18 protein-coding genes are annotated in these 19,493 nt (G+C 68.5%); 9 read left to right on the top strand and 9 right to left on the bottom strand.

Annotation, left to right across the window (positions count from 1 at the left end; translation table 11 throughout):
• Complete coding sequence (locus J2851_RS18420; RefSeq protein ID WP_246500754.1) at positions 1–597, bottom strand: arylesterase; 597 nt, start codon at positions 595–597, stop codon at positions 1–3.
• Between the two features lie 118 nt (positions 598–715).
• Between J2851_RS18420 and J2851_RS18425 the strand changes: the two genes are divergently transcribed.
• The 3 genes from J2851_RS18425 to J2851_RS18435 all read left to right on the top strand — a co-directional run bounded on the left by J2851_RS18425 (position 716) and on the right by J2851_RS18435 (position 5,051).
• A complete protein-coding gene (locus J2851_RS18425; RefSeq protein WP_209767857.1) occupies positions 716–1,450 on the top strand; it encodes an ABC transporter ATP-binding protein in 735 nt (244 codons plus the stop codon).
• Between the two features lie 166 nt (positions 1,451–1,616).
• Entirely contained in the window at positions 1,617–4,157 is a 2,541-nt protein-coding gene (locus J2851_RS18430; protein ID WP_209767859.1) for an ABC transporter permease, read from the top strand.
• 171 nt (positions 4,158–4,328) lie between these two features.
• Entirely contained in the window at positions 4,329–5,051 is a 723-nt protein-coding gene (locus J2851_RS18435) for a Bax inhibitor-1/YccA family protein (protein ID WP_209767860.1), read from the top strand.
• A gap of 110 nt (positions 5,052–5,161) precedes the next feature.
• On the opposite strand, the gene J2851_RS18440 is transcribed toward J2851_RS18435, so the two are convergent.
• The 4 genes from J2851_RS18440 to dnaK form a co-directional block, all read right to left on the bottom strand.
• Positions 5,162–5,341, bottom strand: coding sequence for an AbrB/MazE/SpoVT family DNA-binding domain-containing protein (locus J2851_RS18440; protein WP_209767861.1), 180 nt, complete (start codon positions 5,339–5,341; stop codon positions 5,162–5,164).
• 80 nt (positions 5,342–5,421) lie between these two features.
• Positions 5,422–6,555: a GGDEF domain-containing protein gene (locus tag J2851_RS18445; protein ID WP_307419692.1), complete on the bottom strand. Its 1,134-nt coding sequence runs from the start codon at positions 6,553–6,555 to the stop codon at positions 5,422–5,424.
• Between the two features lie 189 nt (positions 6,556–6,744).
• On the bottom strand, positions 6,745–7,905 hold the full coding sequence (gene dnaJ / locus J2851_RS18450) for a molecular chaperone DnaJ (RefSeq protein WP_209767862.1): 1,161 nt from the start codon (positions 7,903–7,905) through the stop codon (positions 6,745–6,747).
• 209 nt (positions 7,906–8,114) lie between these two features.
• Positions 8,115–10,040: a molecular chaperone DnaK gene (dnaK, locus tag J2851_RS18455; RefSeq protein ID WP_209767863.1), complete on the bottom strand. Its 1,926-nt coding sequence runs from the start codon at positions 10,038–10,040 to the stop codon at positions 8,115–8,117.
• 549 nt (positions 10,041–10,589) lie between these two features.
• Between dnaK and J2851_RS18460 the strand changes: the two genes are divergently transcribed.
• The gene (locus J2851_RS18460; protein ID WP_209767864.1) at positions 10,590–10,793 is read left to right on the top strand and encodes a hypothetical protein; all 204 of its coding nucleotides are present in this window, start codon (positions 10,590–10,592) and stop codon (positions 10,791–10,793) included.
• Positions 10,794–10,851: 58 nt separating this feature from the next.
• On the opposite strand, the gene J2851_RS18465 is transcribed toward J2851_RS18460, so the two are convergent.
• The gene (locus J2851_RS18465) at positions 10,852–11,340 is read right to left on the bottom strand and encodes a hypothetical protein (RefSeq protein ID WP_209767865.1); all 489 of its coding nucleotides are present in this window, start codon (positions 11,338–11,340) and stop codon (positions 10,852–10,854) included.
• Between the two features lie 92 nt (positions 11,341–11,432).
• Between J2851_RS18465 and J2851_RS18470 the strand changes: the two genes are divergently transcribed.
• On the top strand, positions 11,433–12,323 hold the full coding sequence (locus J2851_RS18470) for a DUF1848 domain-containing protein (protein ID WP_209767866.1): 891 nt from the start codon (positions 11,433–11,435) through the stop codon (positions 12,321–12,323).
• A 248-nt stretch (positions 12,324–12,571) separates the two neighbouring features.
• Here J2851_RS18470 and J2851_RS18475 read toward each other — a convergent pair whose 3' ends face one another.
• From J2851_RS18475 to hrcA, 3 genes are all read right to left on the bottom strand, one after another.
• Positions 12,572–12,937 (bottom strand): response regulator, encoded by a 366-nt coding sequence (locus tag J2851_RS18475; RefSeq protein ID WP_209767868.1) that lies wholly within the window; start codon positions 12,935–12,937, stop codon positions 12,572–12,574.
• A gap of 177 nt (positions 12,938–13,114) precedes the next feature.
• Positions 13,115–13,732 (bottom strand): nucleotide exchange factor GrpE, encoded by a 618-nt coding sequence (gene grpE / locus J2851_RS18480; RefSeq protein ID WP_209767869.1) that lies wholly within the window; start codon positions 13,730–13,732, stop codon positions 13,115–13,117.
• Between the two features lie 63 nt (positions 13,733–13,795).
• Positions 13,796–14,836: a heat-inducible transcriptional repressor HrcA gene (hrcA, locus tag J2851_RS18485; RefSeq protein ID WP_209767870.1), complete on the bottom strand. Its 1,041-nt coding sequence runs from the start codon at positions 14,834–14,836 to the stop codon at positions 13,796–13,798.
• Between the two features lie 157 nt (positions 14,837–14,993).
• Here hrcA and rph point away from each other — a divergent pair, with 157 nt between their 5' ends.
• The 4 genes from rph (at position 14,994) to J2851_RS18505 (ending at position 19,484) form a co-directional block, all read left to right on the top strand.
• On the top strand, positions 14,994–15,713 hold the full coding sequence (rph, locus tag J2851_RS18490) for a ribonuclease PH (RefSeq protein ID WP_209767871.1): 720 nt from the start codon (positions 14,994–14,996) through the stop codon (positions 15,711–15,713).
• 160 nt (positions 15,714–15,873) lie between these two features.
• The gene (gene rdgB / locus J2851_RS18495) at positions 15,874–16,473 is read left to right on the top strand and encodes an RdgB/HAM1 family non-canonical purine NTP pyrophosphatase (RefSeq protein WP_209767872.1); all 600 of its coding nucleotides are present in this window, start codon (positions 15,874–15,876) and stop codon (positions 16,471–16,473) included.
• The gene (hemW, locus tag J2851_RS18500; protein WP_209767873.1) at positions 16,461–17,627 is read left to right on the top strand and encodes a radical SAM family heme chaperone HemW; all 1,167 of its coding nucleotides are present in this window, start codon (positions 16,461–16,463) and stop codon (positions 17,625–17,627) included. Before rdgB ends, hemW begins: the two co-directional genes overlap by 13 nt.
• A gap of 165 nt (positions 17,628–17,792) precedes the next feature.
• Positions 17,793–19,484 (top strand): methyl-accepting chemotaxis protein, encoded by a 1,692-nt coding sequence (locus tag J2851_RS18505; protein WP_209767874.1) that lies wholly within the window; start codon positions 17,793–17,795, stop codon positions 19,482–19,484.
• The last annotated feature ends 9 nt before the right edge of the window (positions 19,485–19,493 follow it).

Here is a 19,493-nt window from a genome sequence, read left to right on the forward strand (position 1 = left end):
TCAGCCTCCGGGTTTCGATGCGGTGTCGAGGAGGCGGGCGACGTAGGGCGTGATGCGCTCCACGATCGCCTTCACCCCGGCCGGGTTGGGATGGATGCCGTCGCCCTGGTTCAGCGCGGCGTCGGCCGCCACGCCGTCCAGGAAGAAGGGATAAAGCTGTACGTCGTACGTGCGGGCGAGGTCCGGGTAGATGGCGTTGAACTTTTCGCCGTACGCGCGGCCCAGGCTGGGCGACGCGTACATCCCGGCGAGCAGCACGGGCAGCTTTGCCGCCGTCAGCCGCTTCAGGATGGCGTCCAGGTTGTTGCGCGCCGCCGCGGGGTCGAGCCCGCGCAGCATGTCGTTGGCGCCCAGCTCCACCAGCACGGCGTCCGGCTTGTCGGCCAGCGCCCAGTCGAGTCGCGACAGCCCGCCCGCCGTGGTGTCGCCCGACACGCCGGCGTTGACGATCGTGACGTCGTAGCCCTTGGCGCGCAGCGCGCCTTGCAGCTGCGGGACGAAGCCCTGCGGTTCCGGCAGGCCATAGCCGGCGGTCAGGCTGTCGCCCAGCGCCAGCAGCTTCAGCGGGCCGTTCGCGGCCCGGGCAGGACCCGTCATGCCCAGCCCCGCTGCGACGATAAGGGCAGCCAGCGCCGCGTTGAAAGTGCGGCGCTCCATGCCATATGGCGAAAGGCTGTCCCGCCCGCTTTTCCGCCCGTAAGTGAGACGCATGCCAATGTCCCGACCCGATTCCGTGGCAACTCCCATCGTCGCCCTCGACGAGGTGCACTTGAGATTGGACAGCGCGGCCGGACCCGTCAACATCCTGAGGGGACTGAATCTCCGCGTCGATGCCGGCGAACGGGTCGGCGTCGTCGGGCCATCGGGCTCCGGCAAGTCGACGATGATGATGGTGATGGCCGGGCTGGAACGGCCCACCGGCGGCTCCGTCCGGGTCGCCGACCAGGACCTCGGCGCGCTGGACGAGGACGGGCTTGCGCGCTTTCGCCGCGACCATGTCGGCATCGTCTTCCAGGCCTTCCATCTCGTCCCGACCATGACGGCGCTGGAAAACGTGGCGATCCCGCTGGAATTCGCCGGGGCCGCCGACGCCTTCGACCGCGCGCGGGAAGGGCTGGTCGCGGTCGGGCTCGGCCACCGGCTCACCCACTACCCGGGCCAGCTGTCGGGCGGCGAGCAGCAGCGCGTGGCGCTGGCCCGCGCCTTCGTCGCCGAGCCCTCCCTCCTGCTGGCCGACGAGCCCACCGGCAACCTGGACATCGACACCGGCTCCACCATCGTGGAACTGCTGTTCGATCTGGCGGAACGGCGCGGCACGACCCTGGTCCTGATCACCCACGACCCCGCGCTGGCCGAGCGCTGCGACCGCACGGTGCGCCTGATGGACGGCCGCATCGCCGACGACGGCCACGCCGCCCGCGCCGAGCGCGTGAGGGTCGCGGGGGATTGAGGATGCGTGGGGTGAGTGGTCGCGTTGGGCCCCCACGAGTTGTCGTATTGGGCCCCCACCCTGACCCTCCCCCATCTTCGACGGGGGAGGGAACTAACTCCTCCCCCCGCGAAGTGGGGGGAGGTTGGGAGGGGGGCCCAGCTCCCGCACTTCAGCAGAAGACATGATGACCAACCTGTCCCTCGCCATCCGCCTTGCCCGCCGCGAGCTGCGCGGGGGCCTCAAGGGCTTCCGGATATTCCTGGCCTGCCTGACGCTCGGCGTCGCGGCCATCGCCGCGGTGCAGTCGGTGTCCGGCGGCATCCTCGACGGGCTGCGGTCCGACGGGCGCGCGATCCTCGGCGGGGACGTGTCGGTGCGGCAGATCTACGCGCCGCCCACGGCGGAGCAGCGCGCCTTCCTGGACCAGTCCGGCCGCGTGTCCCGCTCGGTCGAGATGCGGGCGATGCTGCGGTCGGACGACGACCAGCGCTCCACCCTGATCGAGCTGAAGGCGGTGGACGGGCTCTACCCGCTCTATGGCGAGGCGACCCTGCGTCCGCCGGGCGACCTGCAAAGCGCGCTGACCAGCAAGGACGGGCCCAACAAGGACGGTGGGTGGGGCGCGGTGGTCGAGGAAAGCGTGCTCGACCGGCTGAACGCCAAGGTCGGCGACCAGGTGCGACTCGGAGACGGGACCGTCACCATCCGCGGCGTCCTGACGCGGGAGCCGGACCGCGCCGCCTCCGGCGCCTTCACGCTGGGGCCGCGGCTGATGGTCGCCCTGCCGGCGCTGGAGGGCACCGGCCTGCTCCAGCCCGGCAGCATCGTCTATTGGACCGACAAGGTCGCGCTGAAGCCGGGCACCGACCCCGCGGCGTGGCAGGCGGCGCTGAAGGCGCGCTTCCCCGACGCCGGCTGGCGGGTGCGCGACTTCACCAACGCGTCGCCCCAGGTGGAGCGCTTCATCGAGCGCATGACCCTGTTCCTGACGCTGGTCGGGTTGACCGCGTTGCTGGTCGGCGGAGTCGGGGTGGGCAACGCGGTGCGCAGCCACCTCGATTCGCGGGCGCGCACGGTCGCCACGCTGAAATGCCTGGGCGCGCCGGGGCCGCTCGTCTTCCAGGTCTATCTGCTGCAAATCCTGGCGCTGGCGGCGCTGGGCATCCTGTTCGGGCTGGTGCTGGGGGCGGTGGCGCCGATCGGGCTCGGCAAGCTGCTGGAGGATCTGCTGCCCGTCTCGGCGCGCATCGGCGTCTACCCCGGCGCGCTCGCGCTGGCGGCGCTCTACGGCGTGCTGACCGCGCTGGCCTTCTCGCTCTGGCCCTTGGGGCGCGCGCGGGAAGTGCCGGCGGCGGCGCAGTTCCGCGACGTGGTGGCCCCGGCCGGCGGCCGGCCGCGCGCGGTCTACGTCCTCGCCACGGTGCTGACCGTGGCGGCGCTGGCCGCACTCGCCATACTGACGGCGCAGAATCGCGGCTTCGCGGCGTGGTTCGTCGGCGGCTCCATCGCCACCTTCGCCGCCTTCCGCGTGGCGGCCTGGCTGGTGACCAAGGCGGCCGCGGCGGCCGGGCGGCCGCGTCGTCCGGGGATCCGGCTGGCCCTGTCCAACCTGCACCGGCCGGGCAATCCGACCGGGACGGTTGTCCTGTCGCTCGGCCTCGGCCTCACCGTGCTGGTCGCCATCGCGCTGATCGAGGGCAACTTCTCCCGCCGGGTGAATGAGACGATCCCGAAGGACGCGCCCAGCTTCTTCTTCGTGGACATCCAGCCGGACCAGTTCGACCCGCTGAAGCAGCTGGTCACCGGCGTGCCCGGCACCCGCGACTTCGAGGCGGTGCCGTCCCTGCGCGGCCGGATCGAGACGGTGAACGGCAAGCCGGCGGAGCAGGCGCTGTCCAACCCCGACCAGGCCTGGGTGCTGTCCAACGACCGCGGCCTGACCTACTCCGCCAAGCTGCCGGAGCATTCGGAGATCGTCGCCGGGTCCTGGTGGGCGGAGGACTACACAGGCCCGCCGCTGATCTCCATCCACCAGAACGTGGCGGCCGCTTTCGGCATCGGGCCGGGCGCCAAGATGGGCGTCAACATCCTGGGCCGCACCATCGAGGCGACCGTCGCCAACGTGCGCGCCGCCGACTTCTCCACGCTGGCCATCAACTTCACCCTGGTCTTCGCGCCGGGCACGCTGGAAAAGGCGCCGCAGACCTGGATCGCCACCGTCCGCAGCACCCCGGCGGCGGAGGCGGAGGTGCAGCGCGCCGTGCTCCAGCGCTTTCCCAACGTCACGCTGGTGCGGGTGAAGGACGCGCTGGACACCGTCAACGGCATGCTGACCAACATCGGCACCGCCGTGCGCCTGACCGCCGGCATCACGCTGGCCGCCGGCACGCTGGTGCTGGCCGGGGCGGTGGCCGCCGGGCACCGCCGCCGCGTCTACGACGCCGTGGTGCTGAAGGTGCTGGGCGCCACGCGGGGCGACGTGCTGAAGGCCTTCCTGCTGGAATACGGGCTGCTGGGCATCCTGACCGCCGTCATCGCCGGGATCATCGGTACGGTGACCGCCTGGGCGGTGCTGACCCGGCTGATGCATTGGGAGTGGACCTTCATCCCGTCGGCGGTGGTGACCACGGCGCTGCTCAGCACCGCGATCACGCTGGCCTTCGGCTTCTTCGGGACATGGCGCGCGCTGGGCCAGCCGGCCGCACCCCTTCTGCGCAACGAATAGGGACTGACGCAAAGAGTTGCGCTTGGCTGAAAGAGTGGGCCGAAAAAGTAGGGTGACAGTCGCGTGAAAGCTTTGTCATGCCACGGCCGCGCTTCCGATTCCTGTTGAACGGAAGGGGTCTTTCGCCAATATGTTCGGTTAAAGGAAATAACATTGGTTCGAGGACGACCCATGGCTGATCCAACCTTTAACCGGTACGCGACCGCGGACCGCGCGTTCGACCGGGGTTACTTCGACGAGGGCCTGCGCCAGCACATGCTGCGCGTGTTCAACTATATGGGCGCCGGCCTGGTCCTGACCGGCCTGGTCGCCTTCATGGTGTCGAGCAGCCCGGCGCTGATGCAGACGATCTTCATGACCCCGCTGAAGTGGGTGGTCATGCTGGCGCCGCTGGCCTTCGTGATGGTGCTGTCCTTCGGCATCAACCGGCTGTCCTTCGCGTCGGCCCAGGCGGTGTTCTGGGCCTACTGCGCGGCGATGGGCCTGTCGCTGTCGGCGATCTTCCTGGTCTTCACCGGGGCCAGCATCGCGCTGACCTTCTTCGTCACGTCCGCGACCTTCCTGGCGATGAGCCTCTACGGCTACACCACGAAGACCGACCTGACGAAGATGGGCTCCTTCCTGATGATGGGCGTGTTCGGCATCATCATCGCGGGCCTGGCGAACCTGTTCTTCCAGTCGTCGGCCCTGCAGTTCGCCATCTCGGCCATCGGCGTGGTGATCTTCACCGGCCTGACCGCCTACGACACCCAGGCGATCAAGGAGCAGTACGCGGAAGGCTACGACCGCGAAAGCCAGGGCAAGCTGGCCGTGATGGGCGCCCTGACGCTGTACCTGGACTTCATCAACCTGTTCCAGTTCCTGCTGCAGTTCCTGGGACAGCGCGACGAGTAAACATCCTGTCCATGGATGAACGAACCGCCCGGAGGCCTGCGCTTCCGGGCGGTTTTGTTTTGGGGCGTCGGTCAGTCGTCCAGTTTGTCGATGTTAACGGCACCAACGATTCACTTGGATAAGATCGCCATAGTGCGTCGATAGCGCTGAGTAAAGGCGCGTCCCGCCGCCATAGCACGGTTGTAGATATCGTCCGCTTTCGTGATTTCGATGCGCCCGTTGTGCACGTCGACAGTCATTTCGACGCCGCGGTCGAGGTTACCCATCTTTGTAAGCTTGGTCGTGCGCACGCCGGTGCCCTCGTCTATGGCGCTAGGATGTATAACGGGCATTCTCACCTAAGGCCGGCAACTCCACTCCCAGCCCCAGCTCACTCCGCCGGTTCCAGCACCCGGTCGGTCGCGACGATGCGGTCCTTGCCGCTCTGCTTGGCCATGTACATGCGGTGGTCGGCCAGTTCGACCAGCGCTTCCCAGTCGGTGGGGCGGCGGTCGGCGGTGTATTCGGCGATGCCGACGCTGGCCGTCTGGGTGGAGCCGTCCGGGCGGGCGCCGAAGCCCTTGACGCGCAGCCGCTCCACGGCAATCAGGGCGCCGTCGCGCGGGGTGTTCGGCATGATGACCAGGAACTCCTCCCCGCCCCAGCGCACCAGCACGTCGGACTGGCGCAGCATGGCGCGAATCGACTCGGCGGCGCGGCCCAGCACCTTGTCGCCCTGGTCGTGGCCGTGCCGGTCGTTGATGGCCTTGAAGTTGTCCAAATCGACGAAGACCAGCGACAGCGGCAGGTCCGACCGCTGGGCGTGGGCGAACTGCACGCGCAGAAGCTCCTCCCCGATGCGGCGGGAGAAGGCGCCGGTCAGCCCGTCGTGCGAGGCTTGGTCGACCAGGGCCATCATGAAATGCAGCTGGCTCATCGCCGCCAGCGCCGCCACCGCCATGATCAGCAGCAGCAGCCACATCGCGCCGAGGTATGAGGGGAAGGGGAAGACCAGCGATCCGTAGACACCCGCCACCATATGGGCCGACAGCAGGGGCAGGGCGAACAGGATGCCCTCCACCGCCGTCAGCGGAAAGACGCTGAGCCCGGCCACCATGACGAAGGGCAGGAAGGCGTAGCCGGCCGCCACGGCGGCGGCGCTGCCGGCGATCACCCCCTCGTTCAGCATGGGGTGGGAGGCGAGGAAGAAGGCCGTGGGCACCGCCAGCAGCAGCGCCAGCCCCCGCCACGCGCTGCCCATGTCGTCGCTGACCCGGTATCCCAGCGCCAACGCGCCGAAGGCCAGGCTCGCCACGAAGCGCAGGCCGGCCAGCCAGCCCCACAGCGGCCAGGGAAAGATCACCACGTCGATCACCACCCACAGCGGCGTCAGCACGGCGAAGGCCGCCGCCACCATGCGCACGCGCGAATGGATCAGGATGGCGCGGCGGCGCTGGATGATCGGCGTGTGGCGGGCCGGATGCATCAGGTCGCGCAACTGATCGAGGGAGAATTCGCCACTCACGGCCTGGAACGCCCGCCTTGCACCTTGCTTCAGGAGATCATAGGCCTTTTGTTGCACGCGGGGGTGCTTCCGGGCAACGCCAATTCCTATCGGAACCCACGGTGCGTCCGTATGTGGCAGGGGGCACGAAAAAGGCCCGGCGGAGACCACCGGGCCTGTTCGGAAACCGCGGGCGCGCGACGGGCGCCCTCAGTCCTTCAGATCCTCCCACAGCTCCTTGACCTTGGCGAAGAAGCCTTCGGACTGCGGGTGGGAGCCTTCCTTGCCGGCCTTGTCGAACTCGCGCAGCAGTTCCTGCTGCTTCTTGGTCAGGTTGACCGGGGTTTCGACGACGGCCTGGATGTACATGTCGCCGCGCTGCTGGCTGCGCAGCACCGACATGCCCTTGCCCTTGATGCGGAACTGGTGGCCGGACTGGGTGCCGGGGGGGACCGTCACCTTGGTGCGGCTGCCCTCGATGGTCGGCACCTCCACCGTGCCGCCCAGCGCCGCGGTGGTCATGGGGATCGGCACGCGGCAGTGGATGTTGGCGGTGTCACGCTGGAAGATCGGGTGGGGCGCGATGGCCAGGAAGATGTACAGGTCGCCCGGCGGCGCGCCGCGCAGGCCGGCCTCGCCCTCTCCGGCCAGGCGGATGCGCGTGCCGTCCTCCACGCCCGCGGGGATGTTGACCTGGAGGGTCTTCTCCTTGCGCAGGCGGCCCTGGCCGCCGCAGGTCTTGCAGGCGTCCTTGATCACGCGGCCCTGGCCGTGGCAGCCGGGGCAGGTGCGCTCGATCGTGAAGAAGCCCTGCTGCGCGCGCACCTTGCCGTGGCCCTGGCAGGTCGGGCAGGTGACGGGCTGGGTGCCCGCCGCGGCGCCGGAGCCGTTGCAGCCATCGCAGGCGACCGTGGTGGGAACCCGGACCGTGGCCTGGGTGCCCTTGAAGGCCTCCTCCAGGCTGATCTCCAGGTTGTAGCGCAGGTCCTGGCCGCGGCCCGATGCGGCACCGCCGCCGCGCCGGCCGCCCATGAACTCCCCGAACATCTCGTCGAAGATGTCGGCGAAGCCGCCGCCGCCGCCGAAGTCGAAGCCCCCGAAACCGGGACCGCCGCCGCCGAAGCCGCCGCCCCCGCCGCGCCCGTTCTCGAAGGCGGCGTGGCCGAAGCGGTCGTAGGCCGCGCGCTTCTGCTCGTCCTTCAGGATCTCGTAGGCTTCGCTGACTTCCTTGAACTTGTGCTCGGCGTCCTTGTCACCCTGGTTGCGGTCCGGGTGATACTGCATCGCCATCTTGCGGTACGCTTTTTTGATCTCGTCCGCGCTGGCGCCCTTTGCCACCCCGAGCAGCTCGTAATAGTCCTGTTTCGCCATGGGCCCCGACCGCCTTCAACTGCACCAAGAAAACTGGCACCAAGAAAACCAACAACCAACCCAGCATATCTCCGGCCCGCCACCGCTGGAAGGATGACGGGCCGGACGATACTGCCTGGGACCGGGTTTCCCCGGCTGTGACACCCCGTGTCCGCCGATGCCCGTCCATCAATGGACACAAGCCATCAATGGACACGAGGTCCGAACGCTTACGCCGACTTCTTCTTGTCGTCGTCCACTTCCTCGAAGTCGGCGTCGACCACGCCCGGCTCGTTCGGGGCGGCACCCGCACCCGCGGCGCCGGCGGCACCGGCGCCCGGGGCCTCGCCCTGGCCGGCCTTGTACATGGCCTCGCCCAGCTTCATGGAGACCTGGGCCAGCGCCTCGGTCTTCGACTTCACGGCCTCAAGGTTGTCGCCGTCCAGGACGGACTTCAGCTCGGCGATGGCCGACTCGGCGGCGGTCTTGTCCGCGGCCGGGATCTTGTCGCCGTTCTCCTTGATCGTCCGCTCGGTCGTGTGGATCAGCGCGTCCGCGTGGTTGCGGGCGTCGACCAGCTCGCGCCGCTTCTTGTCCTCGGCGGCGTGCGACTCGGCGTCCTTCACCATCTTGTTGATGTCGGCGTCCGACAGGCCGCCGGAGGCCTGGATGCGGATCTGCTGCTCCTTGCCGGTGGCCTTGTCCTTCGCCGTGACGCTGACGATGCCGTTGGCGTCGATGTCGAAGGTCACCTCCACCTGCGGCACGCCGCGCGGGGCCGGCGGGATGCCGACCAGGTCGAACTGGCCGAGCAGCTTGTTGTCCGCGGCCATCTCGCGCTCGCCCTGGAAGACGCGGATGGTCACCGCGTTCTGGTTGTCCTCGGCGGTCGAGAAGGTCTGGGACTTCTTGGTCGGGATCGTGGTGTTGCGGTCGATCAGGCGGGTGAACACGCCGCCCAGCGTCTCGATGCCCAGCGACAGCGGGGTCACGTCGAGCAGCAGGACGTCCTTCACCTCGCCCTTCAGCACGCCGCCCTGGATGGCGGCGCCGATGGCGACCACCTCGTCCGGGTTCACGCCGCGGTGCGGCTCACGGCCGAAGAACTGCTTCACCGCCTCGATGACCTTGGGCATGCGGGTCATGCCGCCGACCAGGATCACCTCGTCGATCTCGTTGGCCTTCAGGCCGGCGTCGCGCAGAGCGGCCTTGCAGGGCTCGATCGTGCGCTGGACCAGCTCGTCGACCAGGGCTTCCAGCTTGGCGCGGGTCAGCTTGACGTTCAGGTGCTTCGGGCCGGACTGGTCGGCGGTGATGAAGGGCAGGTTCACCTCGGTCTGCATGGCCGAGGACAGCTCGATCTTCGCCTTCTCCGCCGCTTCCTTCAGGCGCTGCAGGGCCAGACGGTCCTTGCGCAGGTCGATGCCCTGCTCCTTCTGGAACTCGTCGGCGAGGTAGTCGATGATGCGGGCGTCGAAGTCCTCACCGCCCAGGAAGGTGTCGCCGTTGGTCGACTTCACCTCGAACACGCCGTCGCCGATCTCCAGCACGGAGATGTCGAAGGTGCCGCCGCCGAGGTCGTAGACCGCGATGGTGCCCGCACCCTTCTTCTCCATGCCGTAGGCGAGCGCCGCGGCCGTCGGCTCGTTGATGATGCGCAGGACTTCCAGGCCGGCGATCTTGCCGGCGTCCTTGGTGGCCTGGCGCTGGCTGTCGTTGAAGTAGGCCGGGACGGTGATGACCGCCTGGGTCACCTTCTCGCCCAGGTAATTCTCGGCCGTCTCCTTCATCTTCTGCAGGATGAAGGCGCTGATCTGCGACGGGCTGTACTTCTTCCCGACCGCTTCCACCCAGGCGTCGCCGTTGTCGCCGGGAATGATCTTGTACGGGACGAGGCCCTGGTCCTTCTTGGTCAGCGGATCGTCGTAGCGACGGCCGATCAGACGCTTGATCGCGAAGAGGGTGTTCTCGGGGTTCGTCACCGCCTGACGCTTGGCCGGCTGGCCGACCAGGCGCTCACCATTCTGCGCGAAGGCGACCATGGACGGGGTGGTCCGGGCGCCCTCGGCGTTTTCGATCACCTTGGCGGCGGAGCCTTCCATGACGGCCACGCAGGAGTTCGTGGTGCCGAGGTCGATGCCAATGACTTTGCTCATGTTCAGCCTCTGTTGTTCGGCAGATTCGTGGCGGCCCGTCTGTTCCGGCACCGCCGCGATCCCCATGGGGTCAGTGGATACGGGTGGGTCAGATCACGACTGTCGCCGGAGATATAGGCAGGTGCGTTTCGGGCTGCAACGCCCCGGTCACCCACTCAACCGTCAAAAGGAGAATTCGTATCCGGCACGCCGGGGCATATTGTCGCGCCGGTCCACTCGCGTCGCAAGAGAATACACTCGTATTCAAAGAACTCCGACGTATATACCCGGATATTCATCCCACCCCAGCGGCGCATGCCGTTGTGTTACAAGACTTTAACAGGGGATTGCCGGGGTCAACTGCGCTGTTAACTTTTCATTAACAAGTAACGGTGTGCATTCTTCGCGCCGATCAATTGGCGGTTGCTCCTTTTATTTGATGTCGCAAGAATCTAATAGTGAACAGGCCGATGGACTATGCTATATCCGTTCGGAGTAGGCCGCCGTTCTTGTTCGCAGGCGGAGCGGCCGATCGCGGGGACTCACACCGGTATTTCAAGGGGGATCAACATGATGGACGACCGTCGCGACGTGGCCCTGGCCATCAAGTCTTGCCTCGACAGCCTGATGGACGATGCGACGAAGTGCGATCTGGATGATCTGGCCCGCTTCATCAGCCTGGCGGCCATGGCGGCCGAGGAAGCGGCCATGACCTTCGACCCGAAGGCCATGCAGCTGAAGGCGCTGATGGCCGGCGGCGCCGGCCACTGCTGACGCCCCCCGCAAAGCCGCCCCCACCGGGCGGCTTTGCCGTTTCTCATGGGGGCAATCTCTAAAGAATCTCCGCCGACTTGATGGCCTTGTCCAGCAACGCCAAGGTCTCGGCGCAGGATTCGTCACCATCCATAATCGCCGGCAGGCCGTAGCTGAACATGGCCACCGCCGCCATTCCCGCGCGCTCGGCGCCGACCAACCACAGGTAGTGGGCGTCGGTCCGGCCGTCCTCCTCCGTCACCATCACCGCCTGGGCGAGCACACCTTCTTCGCCCCAGGGCTCGACCGTGCGGTCGCTGGCGCGCTGGTCGTCCGGGCGCACGAAGCGCAGCGCCATCTCGCGCAGCACCGCCGTCACCCCGTCCGGCCCGTCCTTGGGCGCGACCCGGTCGGTGACGAGCCGCAGCGTGCCGCCGGCCGGGGCCGGCGGGTGGAAGGCGGCCACGGGATGCCCCTCATGCTCCTCCACATCCGGGCGCCAATCGGCCGGCAGCCGGAAGCGCACCACCTCGTTCCATTCGAAAACGCGATCCTGTTCGCCGGTCACGGCGCCCTCCTGTCTCTTTCGCCGGCACTTTAGGCCGACTCGGCGCGGGATCCATCCTTGATCGCCGTCAGGTGGATCCCCATCGTTCGCCGATGATCATCTCCGCCAGTTACAAGACTGACATTCCCGCCTTCTACGGCCGTTGGTTCCTCAACCGTCTGGAGGCCGGATTCTGCCGCATGGTGAATCCCTACGGCGGGCAAACCTACCGGATCGACCTAACGCGCCCGGCCGTGGACGGCTTCGTCTTCTGGACGAAGAACCTCGGCCCCTTCCTCGACGCGCTCGACGTGGTGGCGGAGCGCGGCTTCCCCTTCGTCGTGCAGCACAGCGCCACCGGCCTGCCCAGGGCGCTGGAACGCTCCGTCCCCGACTGGGAGCGGGCGGCGGAGCACATGGCCTGGGTGCGCGACCGCTGGGGGCCGCGCGCCGTGGTCTGGCGCTACGACCCCATCCTCATCAGCGACTCGACGCCGCCGTCCTGGCACCAGGAGACCTTCGCCCGCATGGCCGCCCGCCTGCGCGGCGTGACGGACGAGGCGGTGGTGTCCTTCCTCCAGCCCTACCGCAAGACCGCCCGCAACCTGGACGCCGCCGGCCAGCCTTGGCGCGACCCGGACCCGGAGGAGAAACGTACCCTGCTCGGCACGCTCGCGGCGATCGCCGCCGACCAGGGCATGGCGCTGACCCTCTGCACCCAGCCGGAACTTGCGGACGTGCCCGGCGTGGCGGCCGCCGCTTGCGTGGACGCGCAGCGCCTGTCCGACGTCGCCGGACGTCCGGTCGCAGCAAAGGAGAAGGGCAACCGCCCCGGCTGCCTCTGCGCCGAAAGCCGCGACATCGGCGATTACGACAGCTGCCCGCATGGCTGCCTCTACTGCTACGCCGTCGCCAACCGCGCCACCGCGCAGAAGCGGTTTACGGTGCATGACCCGAAGGGGGAGTTCCTGGTGGCGCGGGGAGGGGCGAGTGGGACGTACTAAGTCTTCACGGATTTCGGGGATTTGAGCGCGGATTTCAGGGTTGAAGATCGATGATCGCGCTGCGCTCGGGCAAGCGTATGAAAAATCCGGTCATCCGCGGCAAAATCCGCGAAATCCGTGAAGATGAAGCGCCTTGCCGACGGAGTGACCGCGTAGGTTGGGTGGAGCGCCAGCGCAACCCAACACACTCCGCGTCGCGACGATGTTGGGTTGCGCTGGCGCTCCACCCAACCTACGCAACTGTCGTTTTACGGGCAGACCTTCTTCACCGTTTCGACCAGCTTGTCCGGATTGAAGGGCTTGACCAGCCAGCCGGTGGCGCCGGCCTCGCGGCCCGCGGTCTTCTTGGCCGGGTCGGCCTCGGTCGTCAGCAGCAGCACCGGGGTGGCGCGGTTCAGGGCGCTGCCGCGGATGGCCTTGGTCAGGGCCAGACCATCCAGGCCCGGCATGTTCAGGTCGGTGATGATGCAGTCGAACTTCTGCTTGTTGACCTGCGCCAGCCCCGCCGAGCCGTCCGCCGCCTCCGTGACGGCGTAGCCGGCCTTCTGCAGCGTGAAGGAGACCATGTCGCGGATGGTCTTGGAGTCGTCGACGGTCAGGATGCTCTTGGGCACGGATCCGGTTCCCTAAGAATCAATGTTTGGGTTCGCGCGTGCGGTAAGAAGGATGCCATAGCATCTTGCGCCGCTGCGTCAACGCGGGGAAGGACGAACCGCGGCAATGCGCCGCGCCAAGCGCTAAAACGCAAAGGGCCCGCGCGATGGCGGGCCCCCGGTCGTATCGTCGTGCAATCAGGCCTTGGTGTCGACGTGCTGGCCGCCGGCCTCGTTCGGGCCGCCCTTGGCGACGCCCACCATGGCCTCGCGCAGCAGGCGGCCGTGGATGGTGTAGCCGGGCTGGAGCACCTGCACGACCGTGCCGGCCGGCTTGCCGGTGTGCTCGATCTCGAACATCACCTGGTGGAAGTTCGGGTCGAACAGCTCCCCGGTCGGGTCGATCTTCTTGATGCCGGCGCGGTCGAAGGCGGCGAACAGCTGGCGCTCGGTCGCCTCGACGCCGACGGCCAGGCCCTTCAGCATCTCGTCCTTCTCGCGGCCTTCCGCCGGCACCGCCTCCAGGGCGCGGCGCAGGTTGTCGGCCACGGTGACCAACTCCTTGGCGAAGCTGGACACGGCATACTTGCTGGCGTCCTCGCGGTCGCGCTGGGCGCGGCGGCGGGTGTTCTCCACCTCGGCCATCTGGCGCAGCAGCTGGTCCTTCAGGCCGGCGACCTCGGCCTCCAGCTTGGCGACGCGGTCACCGGCATCGCCGGCGGCGCCAGCGGTTTGGGCGGTGCCTTCAGGGGCCTGATCGGCGGTCTCGGTCGTATCCACCTCGGCTTCGGCGGGCTTGTTCTGCTCTTCGCTCATGGTTCTCTCGCAATGCTCTTCTGGTCGTTCGAAGCGTGGGGAAGCGGCCGTCAGCGAACCTCGCTATCCGACGAGGCGGCTGATGACCTTCGCTGTATAATCCACCAGCGGGATGATGCGGGCATAATTGATGCGGGTCGGGCCGATCACGCCGATGGCGCCGATGACCTGCTCGCGGCTGTTCTGGAACGGCGAGATGATCAGCGAACAGCCGGAGTGGTTGAACAGCACGTTTTCCGCACCGATGAAGATCTGGACCCCGTCGCCCTGGCCGGTGGCGTCCAGCAGGCGCAGCATGGTCTCCTTGGTCTCCAGCGCCTCGAACAGGGAGCGCACGCGCTCCAGGTCCGACAGCGCCGTGACGTCCTCCAGCAGCTTGGCCTGGCCGCGCACGATCAGGTGCCCGCCGTCCTGGCTGCTGCTGCCGGCCCAGGTGGCGAGCCCGGCGGCGACCACCCGGCGCGACAATTCGTCCAGCTCGGTCTTCTGCTCCTCGATCTCGCGCAGGACGGCCTGCCGTGCCTCGTCCAGCGTGCGGCCGACGAGCTTCGCGCTGAGGAAGTTGGACACCATCTGGAGCGTGGAGGCCGGCACGCCGACCGGCACCTCGATGACGCGGTTCTCGACCAGCCCGTCCTCGTTGACCAGCACGACCAGCGCCCGGCCGGGGGCGAGCGACACGAACTCGATGTGCTTCAGCGGCCGGTCGGTCTTCGGCGCCAGCACCAGCCCGGCGCAGTGCGACAGGCCCGACAGCATGCCGGACGCCTCCCGCATCACGTCCTGCAAGGACCGGCCGGAGGAGGAGACCTTCGCCTCGATCGACTCGCGCTCGTCCTCCGTCAGGCTGCCGATCTCCAGCAGGCCGTTGACGAACAGGCGCAGGCCGGCCTCCGTCGGGATGCGGCCGGCCGACGTGTGGGGGGCGTAAAGCAGCCCCTGCTCCTCCAGGTCGGCCATGACGTTGCGGATGGTCGCGGGGGACAGGGCCATGCCGAGCCTCCGCGAGATCGTGCGCGAGCCCACCGGCTCGCCGGTCGCCACATAGGCGTCGACGATCAGCCGGAAGATCTCGCGGGACCGTTGGTTCAGCTCGGTGATCATGGGTCGGATGGTAACCGGACGGCATGAAGGGTTGCGGCGTCCCGAATTTAGGCAGGTATCCCCCCCGAATCAACGTGCGCCCCGGTTGCGCGCTGGACGGACGGCGCTTCGGGCGTTAGCTTGCCGGCCGTTTTCAACAGACCTGCGGATATGCCCGATGCGTCCCTCCGGCCGCGCCCCCGACCAGCTGCGCACCGTGTCCCTTGAGCCTCACTTCAGCAAATACGCCGAGGGCTCCTGCCTGGTGCGCTTCGGCGACACGCACGTGCTGTGCACCGCCAGCGTGGACGAGGGCGTGCCGCGCTTCCTGAAGAACACCGGGCTCGGCTGGGTTACCGCCGAATACGGCATGCTGCCGCGCTCCACCCACAGCCGCACCGACCGCGAGGCGGCGAAGGGCAAGCAGTCCGGCCGCACGCAGGAAATCCAGCGCCTGATCGGCCGCGCGCTGCGCGCCGTCACCGACCGCGCCGCCATGGGCGAGAAGCAGATCAAGGTGGACTGCGACGTCATCCAGGCCGACGGCGGCACCCGCACCGCGGCGATCACCGGCAGCTTCGTCGCCCTGCACCTGGCCTTCCAGCACCTGCTGGAGATCGGCGCCATCAAGACCATGCCGCTGACCGACCACGTCGCGGCGGTGTCCTGCGGCATCTACAAGGGAGCCAGCGTGCTCGACCTCGACTACGCCGAGGACTCCAGCGCCCAGGCCGACGCCAACTTCGTGCTGACCGGCAACGGCGGCATCGTCGAGGTCCAGGGCACCGCCGAGGAGAAGCCCTTCGCCGAGCCGCAGTTCATGGAACTGCTGGCGCTCGCCCGCAAGGGCATCGACGAGCTGGTCGCCCTGCAGAAGGACGCCGTGCGGAAGAAGTAACGGCCGCGTTTTCCCCCACCCTCCCACGCTGGCGCGCGGGTCCCTCCCTCCCCCGCTTCGCGGGAGAGGGTAGACATGCGATGCGGCGGCAGTCCCCTCTCCCGCGAGAGCGGGGGAGGGTTAAGGTGGGGGCAAGCGTCCGCAACACGAAGGACACCCCATGACCACCCCCCGCCGCTTCACCGGCGACACGCTCGTGATCGCCAGCCACAACAAGGGCAAGGTGCGCGAGATCGCCGACCTGCTCGGCCCCTACGTCGCCACCTTCACGTCAGCCGGCGACCTCGGCCTGCCGGAGCCGGAGGAGACGGGCACGAGCTTCGTCGCCAACGCGGAGCTGAAGGCGCTGGCCGCGGCCGGGGCCGGGCATGTGGCGCTGGCCGACGACAGCGGGCTGGTGGTGCCGGCGCTGAACGGCGATCCCGGCATCTACTCCGCCCGCTGGGCCGGCCCGTCCAAGGACTTCGCCATGGCGATGCGCAAGGTGGAGGACGGCCTCGGCGCAAACGCCGACCGCTCCGCCTACTTCGTCTGCGCCCTGTCGCTCGCCTGGCCGGACGGCCATGTGGAGACGGTGGAGGGCCGCTGCTACGGCACGCTGGTCTGGCCGCCGCGCGGCGAGCAGGGCTTCGGCTACGATCCGATGTTTAAACCGGACGGGCACGGCATCACATTCGGCGAGATGGACCCGGCCAAGAAGCACGAGATGAGCCACCGGGCCGACGCCTTCCGCCAGCTTGTGGAGCGATGCTTCAAGTGACCCCTGATCCTGGCTTCGGGATCTACATCCACTGGCCCTTCTGCAAGTCGAAGTGCCCCTATTGCGACTTCAACAGCCACGTCCGCGAGCGGATCGAGCACGACCGCTGGCGCGCCGCGCTGTTGCGGGAGCTTGACCATTACGCAGACGCAACGGCTGGCCGAAAGGTTACGTCCGTCTTCTTCGGCGGCGGCACGCCCTCGCTGATGGAGCCGGCGACGGTCGCCGCGGTGCTGGAGCGCATCGCCGCGCGCTGGCCGGTCGCCGACGGGCTGGAGGTGACGCTGGAGGCCAACCCGACCTCCGTGGAGGCCGACAAGTTCCGCGCCTTCCGCGCCGCCGGGATCAACCGCGTCTCGCTTGGCATCCAGGCGCTGGACGACGCGTCGCTGAAGTTCCTCGGCCGCCAGCACAACGCCGCGGAGGCCACGGGCGCCATCGCGCTGGCCGCGAAGACCTTCGATCGTTTCAGCTTCGATCTGATCTACGCCCGCCCCGGCCAGACCGTCGCGGCGTGGGAGGCGGAACTGACCCGCGCGCTGGACTACGCCGTCGGCCACCTGTCGGTCTACCAGCTGACCATCGAGGAGGGCACCGCCTTCTTCCCCCTGCACGCGCGGGGCGAGCTGGTCCTGCCCGACGAGGATCTGGCCGGCGACCTCTACGAGGCGACCCACAGCCTGCTGAACCGCGCCGGACTCCCGGCTTACGAGATCTCCAACCACGCCCGGCCGGGCGAGGAGAGCCGCCACAACCTGACCTATTGGCGCTACGGCGACTACGTCGGCGTCGGCCCCGGCGCGCACGGCCGCCTGACGCTGGACGGGGAGAAGTTCGCCACCCGCGCCCACCGCGCCCCGGAAATCTGGTTGGAGCGCGTGGAGCGGGATGGTTTCGGCGCCGCCACCCCCGATGCCATCGACCGCGACGCCCGCGGGTCGGAGCTTCTGATGATGGGCCTGCGCCTTCGCGAAGGCGTCGCCCGCGCCCGCCTGATCGAGGAGACGGGGCGCGACCTGCCCGACCTCGTGGACGCCCGCGCGCTCGACCGGCTGGTCTCCGGCGGCTTCCTGGAGGTGACCGACGCCACCCTGCGCGCCACGCACGAGGGCCGGCAACGACTGAATGCGGTGCTAGGTGCTCTGCTCGCCTGACGGGTGCCGCCAGGCGACAAACCCCCAAGCCGCCTGTGACATTCTGTCCTGTGCGGTATTGGGATACGATTCGTCAACATACGTTTAAAGTTTGTACGCAAAAGCTCTGTCCTGTGACGTCGTCCGGCCGCAAAGCCGGCCGCGGGAAAAGACAGAGCAAACCCCATGATCCTGACCAAGCTTTCCATCCGGGCCAAGCTGTGGAGCCTCGTGGCCGCAGCCTCCGTTGCCGCCTTTGCCATCGCCGGCGCCGGCCTTTACCTCAACTATGACCGCATGGTCCGGGACCGGCTCGACACGCTGAAGGCGGTCGTGGAGTTGGGCGTCACGCTGGCCACCACGCTGGAGGCCGACGCCGCGTCGGGCAAGATCACCCGCGACGAGGCGCAGGCGCGCTTCCGGGCCGCGGTGGCCGGCATCCGCTACGAAGGCGGCAAGGAATACATCTTCGCCCACACGATGGACGGCTTCGGCTTCGCCCACATCAACCCGAAGATGATCGGCGCCGACGTCAAGCCGCTGAAGTCGGCCAACGGCGTCCACATGATCGAAGAGTTCATCCGCATGGTCCGCGCGAAGGGCGAGGGCGTGCTGGAATACGACTGGCCGCGCACGGTCGGCGGCACCGACCTCTCCGTCAAGGTCGGCTACGTCCGCGGCTTCGCGCCGTGGAACATCTTCATCGGCAGCGGCACCTTCGTCGACGACATCCGGGGCGCCTTCCTCGACCAGCTCTGGACGCTGGCGGCGGTCATCGCGGTGCTGGCCCTGCCGGCCATCGGCCTGATCGCCTGGGTCGGCGCCGACCTCAGCCGCGTGCTGCGTGGGCTGGGCGCCAAGATGCGCGCGCTCGCCGACGGCGACCTCGCCACCCGCTTCCCGGAGGCGGAGCGCGGCGACGAGATCGGCGCCATGGCCCAGGCGGCGCTGGTCTTCCAGAACAACGCCGAGGAGAAGCGGCGCCTGGAAGGCGAGCAGGCCGAATCCGCCCGCCGCGCGGAGGAGGAGAAGCGCCAGTCCATGCTGGCCCTGGCCGCCCGGTTCGAGCAGAGCGTCGGCGCGGTGGTCCGCACCGTCTCCGACTCGGCGGCGACCATGGAGGCCCGCGCGGCGGAGATGTCCCGCGCCGCCAGCCAGACCGACCAGCTGGCGACCACCGTCGCCGCGGCGACGGAGCAGACCTCCGCCAACGTGCAGACCGTGGCCGCCGCGTCGGAGGAGCTGTCCAGCTCCATCCACGAGATCAGCCGCCAGGTCGCCGAGTCGTCGCGCATCGCGGCGGAGGCGGTCGGGCTCAGCGGCCGCGCCAACGACAAGGTCGGTGGCCTGGCCGAGGCGGTGCAGAAGATCGGCGCGGTCGTGCAGCTGATCAACGACATCGCCAGCCAGACCAACCTCCTGGCGCTCAACGCCACCATCGAGGCGGCGCGCGCGGGGGAGGCCGGCAAGGGCTTCGCGGTGGTCGCGTCGGAGGTGAAGGCGCTCGCCAACCAGACCGCCAAGGCGACGGAGGAGATCGCCGCCCAGGTTTCCAACATCCAGACGGTCACCGGCGAGGCGGTCGGCGAGATCCACGGCGTCACCCAGGTGATCGTCCGCGTGAACGAGATCGCGACCTCCATCGCGTCCGCTGTTGAACAGCAAGGGGCGGCGACCCGCGAGATCAGCCGCAACGTCCAGGAGGCCGCCAGCGGCACGCAGGAGGTGTCGGCCAACATCTCCGGCGTCACCGGCGCGGCGACCCAGAGCGGCGAGACCGCCCGTGACGTGCTGGAAATGTCGCGCCAGCTCGGCCACCAGCTCGACACGCTGCACCGCCAGGTCGGCGTCTTCCTGGAACAGCTGCGCGCGGCGTAAGGTTGGTTT

The organism is Azospirillum rugosum, from assembly GCF_017876155.1.
GTDB classification, from domain to species: Bacteria; Pseudomonadota; Alphaproteobacteria; order Azospirillales; family Azospirillaceae; genus Azospirillum; species Azospirillum rugosum.

What these genes read in the sequence shown, in the direction of transcription:
- J2851_RS18420 (WP_246500754.1), bottom strand. Translation starts at nt 597, where the DNA reads ATGACGGGTCCTGCCCGGGCCGCGAACGGCCCGCTGAAGCTGCTGGCG.
- J2851_RS18425 (WP_209767857.1), top strand. Translation starts at nt 716, where the DNA reads ATGTCCCGACCCGATTCCGTGGCAACTCCCATCGTCGCCCTCGACGAG.
- J2851_RS18430 (WP_209767859.1), top strand. Translation starts at nt 1,617, where the DNA reads ATGACCAACCTGTCCCTCGCCATCCGCCTTGCCCGCCGCGAGCTGCGC.
- J2851_RS18435 (WP_209767860.1), top strand. Translation starts at nt 4,329, where the DNA reads ATGGCTGATCCAACCTTTAACCGGTACGCGACCGCGGACCGCGCGTTC.
- dnaJ (WP_209767862.1), bottom strand. Translation starts at nt 7,905, where the DNA reads ATGGCGAAACAGGACTATTACGAGCTGCTCGGGGTGGCAAAGGGCGCC.
- dnaK (WP_209767863.1), bottom strand. Translation starts at nt 10,040, where the DNA reads ATGAGCAAAGTCATTGGCATCGACCTCGGCACCACGAACTCCTGCGTG.
- J2851_RS18460 (WP_209767864.1), top strand. Translation starts at nt 10,590, where the DNA reads ATGATGGACGACCGTCGCGACGTGGCCCTGGCCATCAAGTCTTGCCTC.
- J2851_RS18470 (WP_209767866.1), top strand. Translation starts at nt 11,433, where the DNA reads ATGATCATCTCCGCCAGTTACAAGACTGACATTCCCGCCTTCTACGGC.
- grpE (WP_209767869.1), bottom strand. Translation starts at nt 13,732, where the DNA reads ATGAGCGAAGAGCAGAACAAGCCCGCCGAAGCCGAGGTGGATACGACC.
- hrcA (WP_209767870.1), bottom strand. Translation starts at nt 14,836, where the DNA reads ATGATCACCGAGCTGAACCAACGGTCCCGCGAGATCTTCCGGCTGATC.
- rph (WP_209767871.1), top strand. Translation starts at nt 14,994, where the DNA reads ATGCGTCCCTCCGGCCGCGCCCCCGACCAGCTGCGCACCGTGTCCCTT.
- rdgB (WP_209767872.1), top strand. Translation starts at nt 15,874, where the DNA reads ATGACCACCCCCCGCCGCTTCACCGGCGACACGCTCGTGATCGCCAGC.
- hemW (WP_209767873.1), top strand. Translation starts at nt 16,461, where the DNA reads ATGCTTCAAGTGACCCCTGATCCTGGCTTCGGGATCTACATCCACTGG.
- J2851_RS18505 (WP_209767874.1), top strand. Translation starts at nt 17,793, where the DNA reads ATGATCCTGACCAAGCTTTCCATCCGGGCCAAGCTGTGGAGCCTCGTG.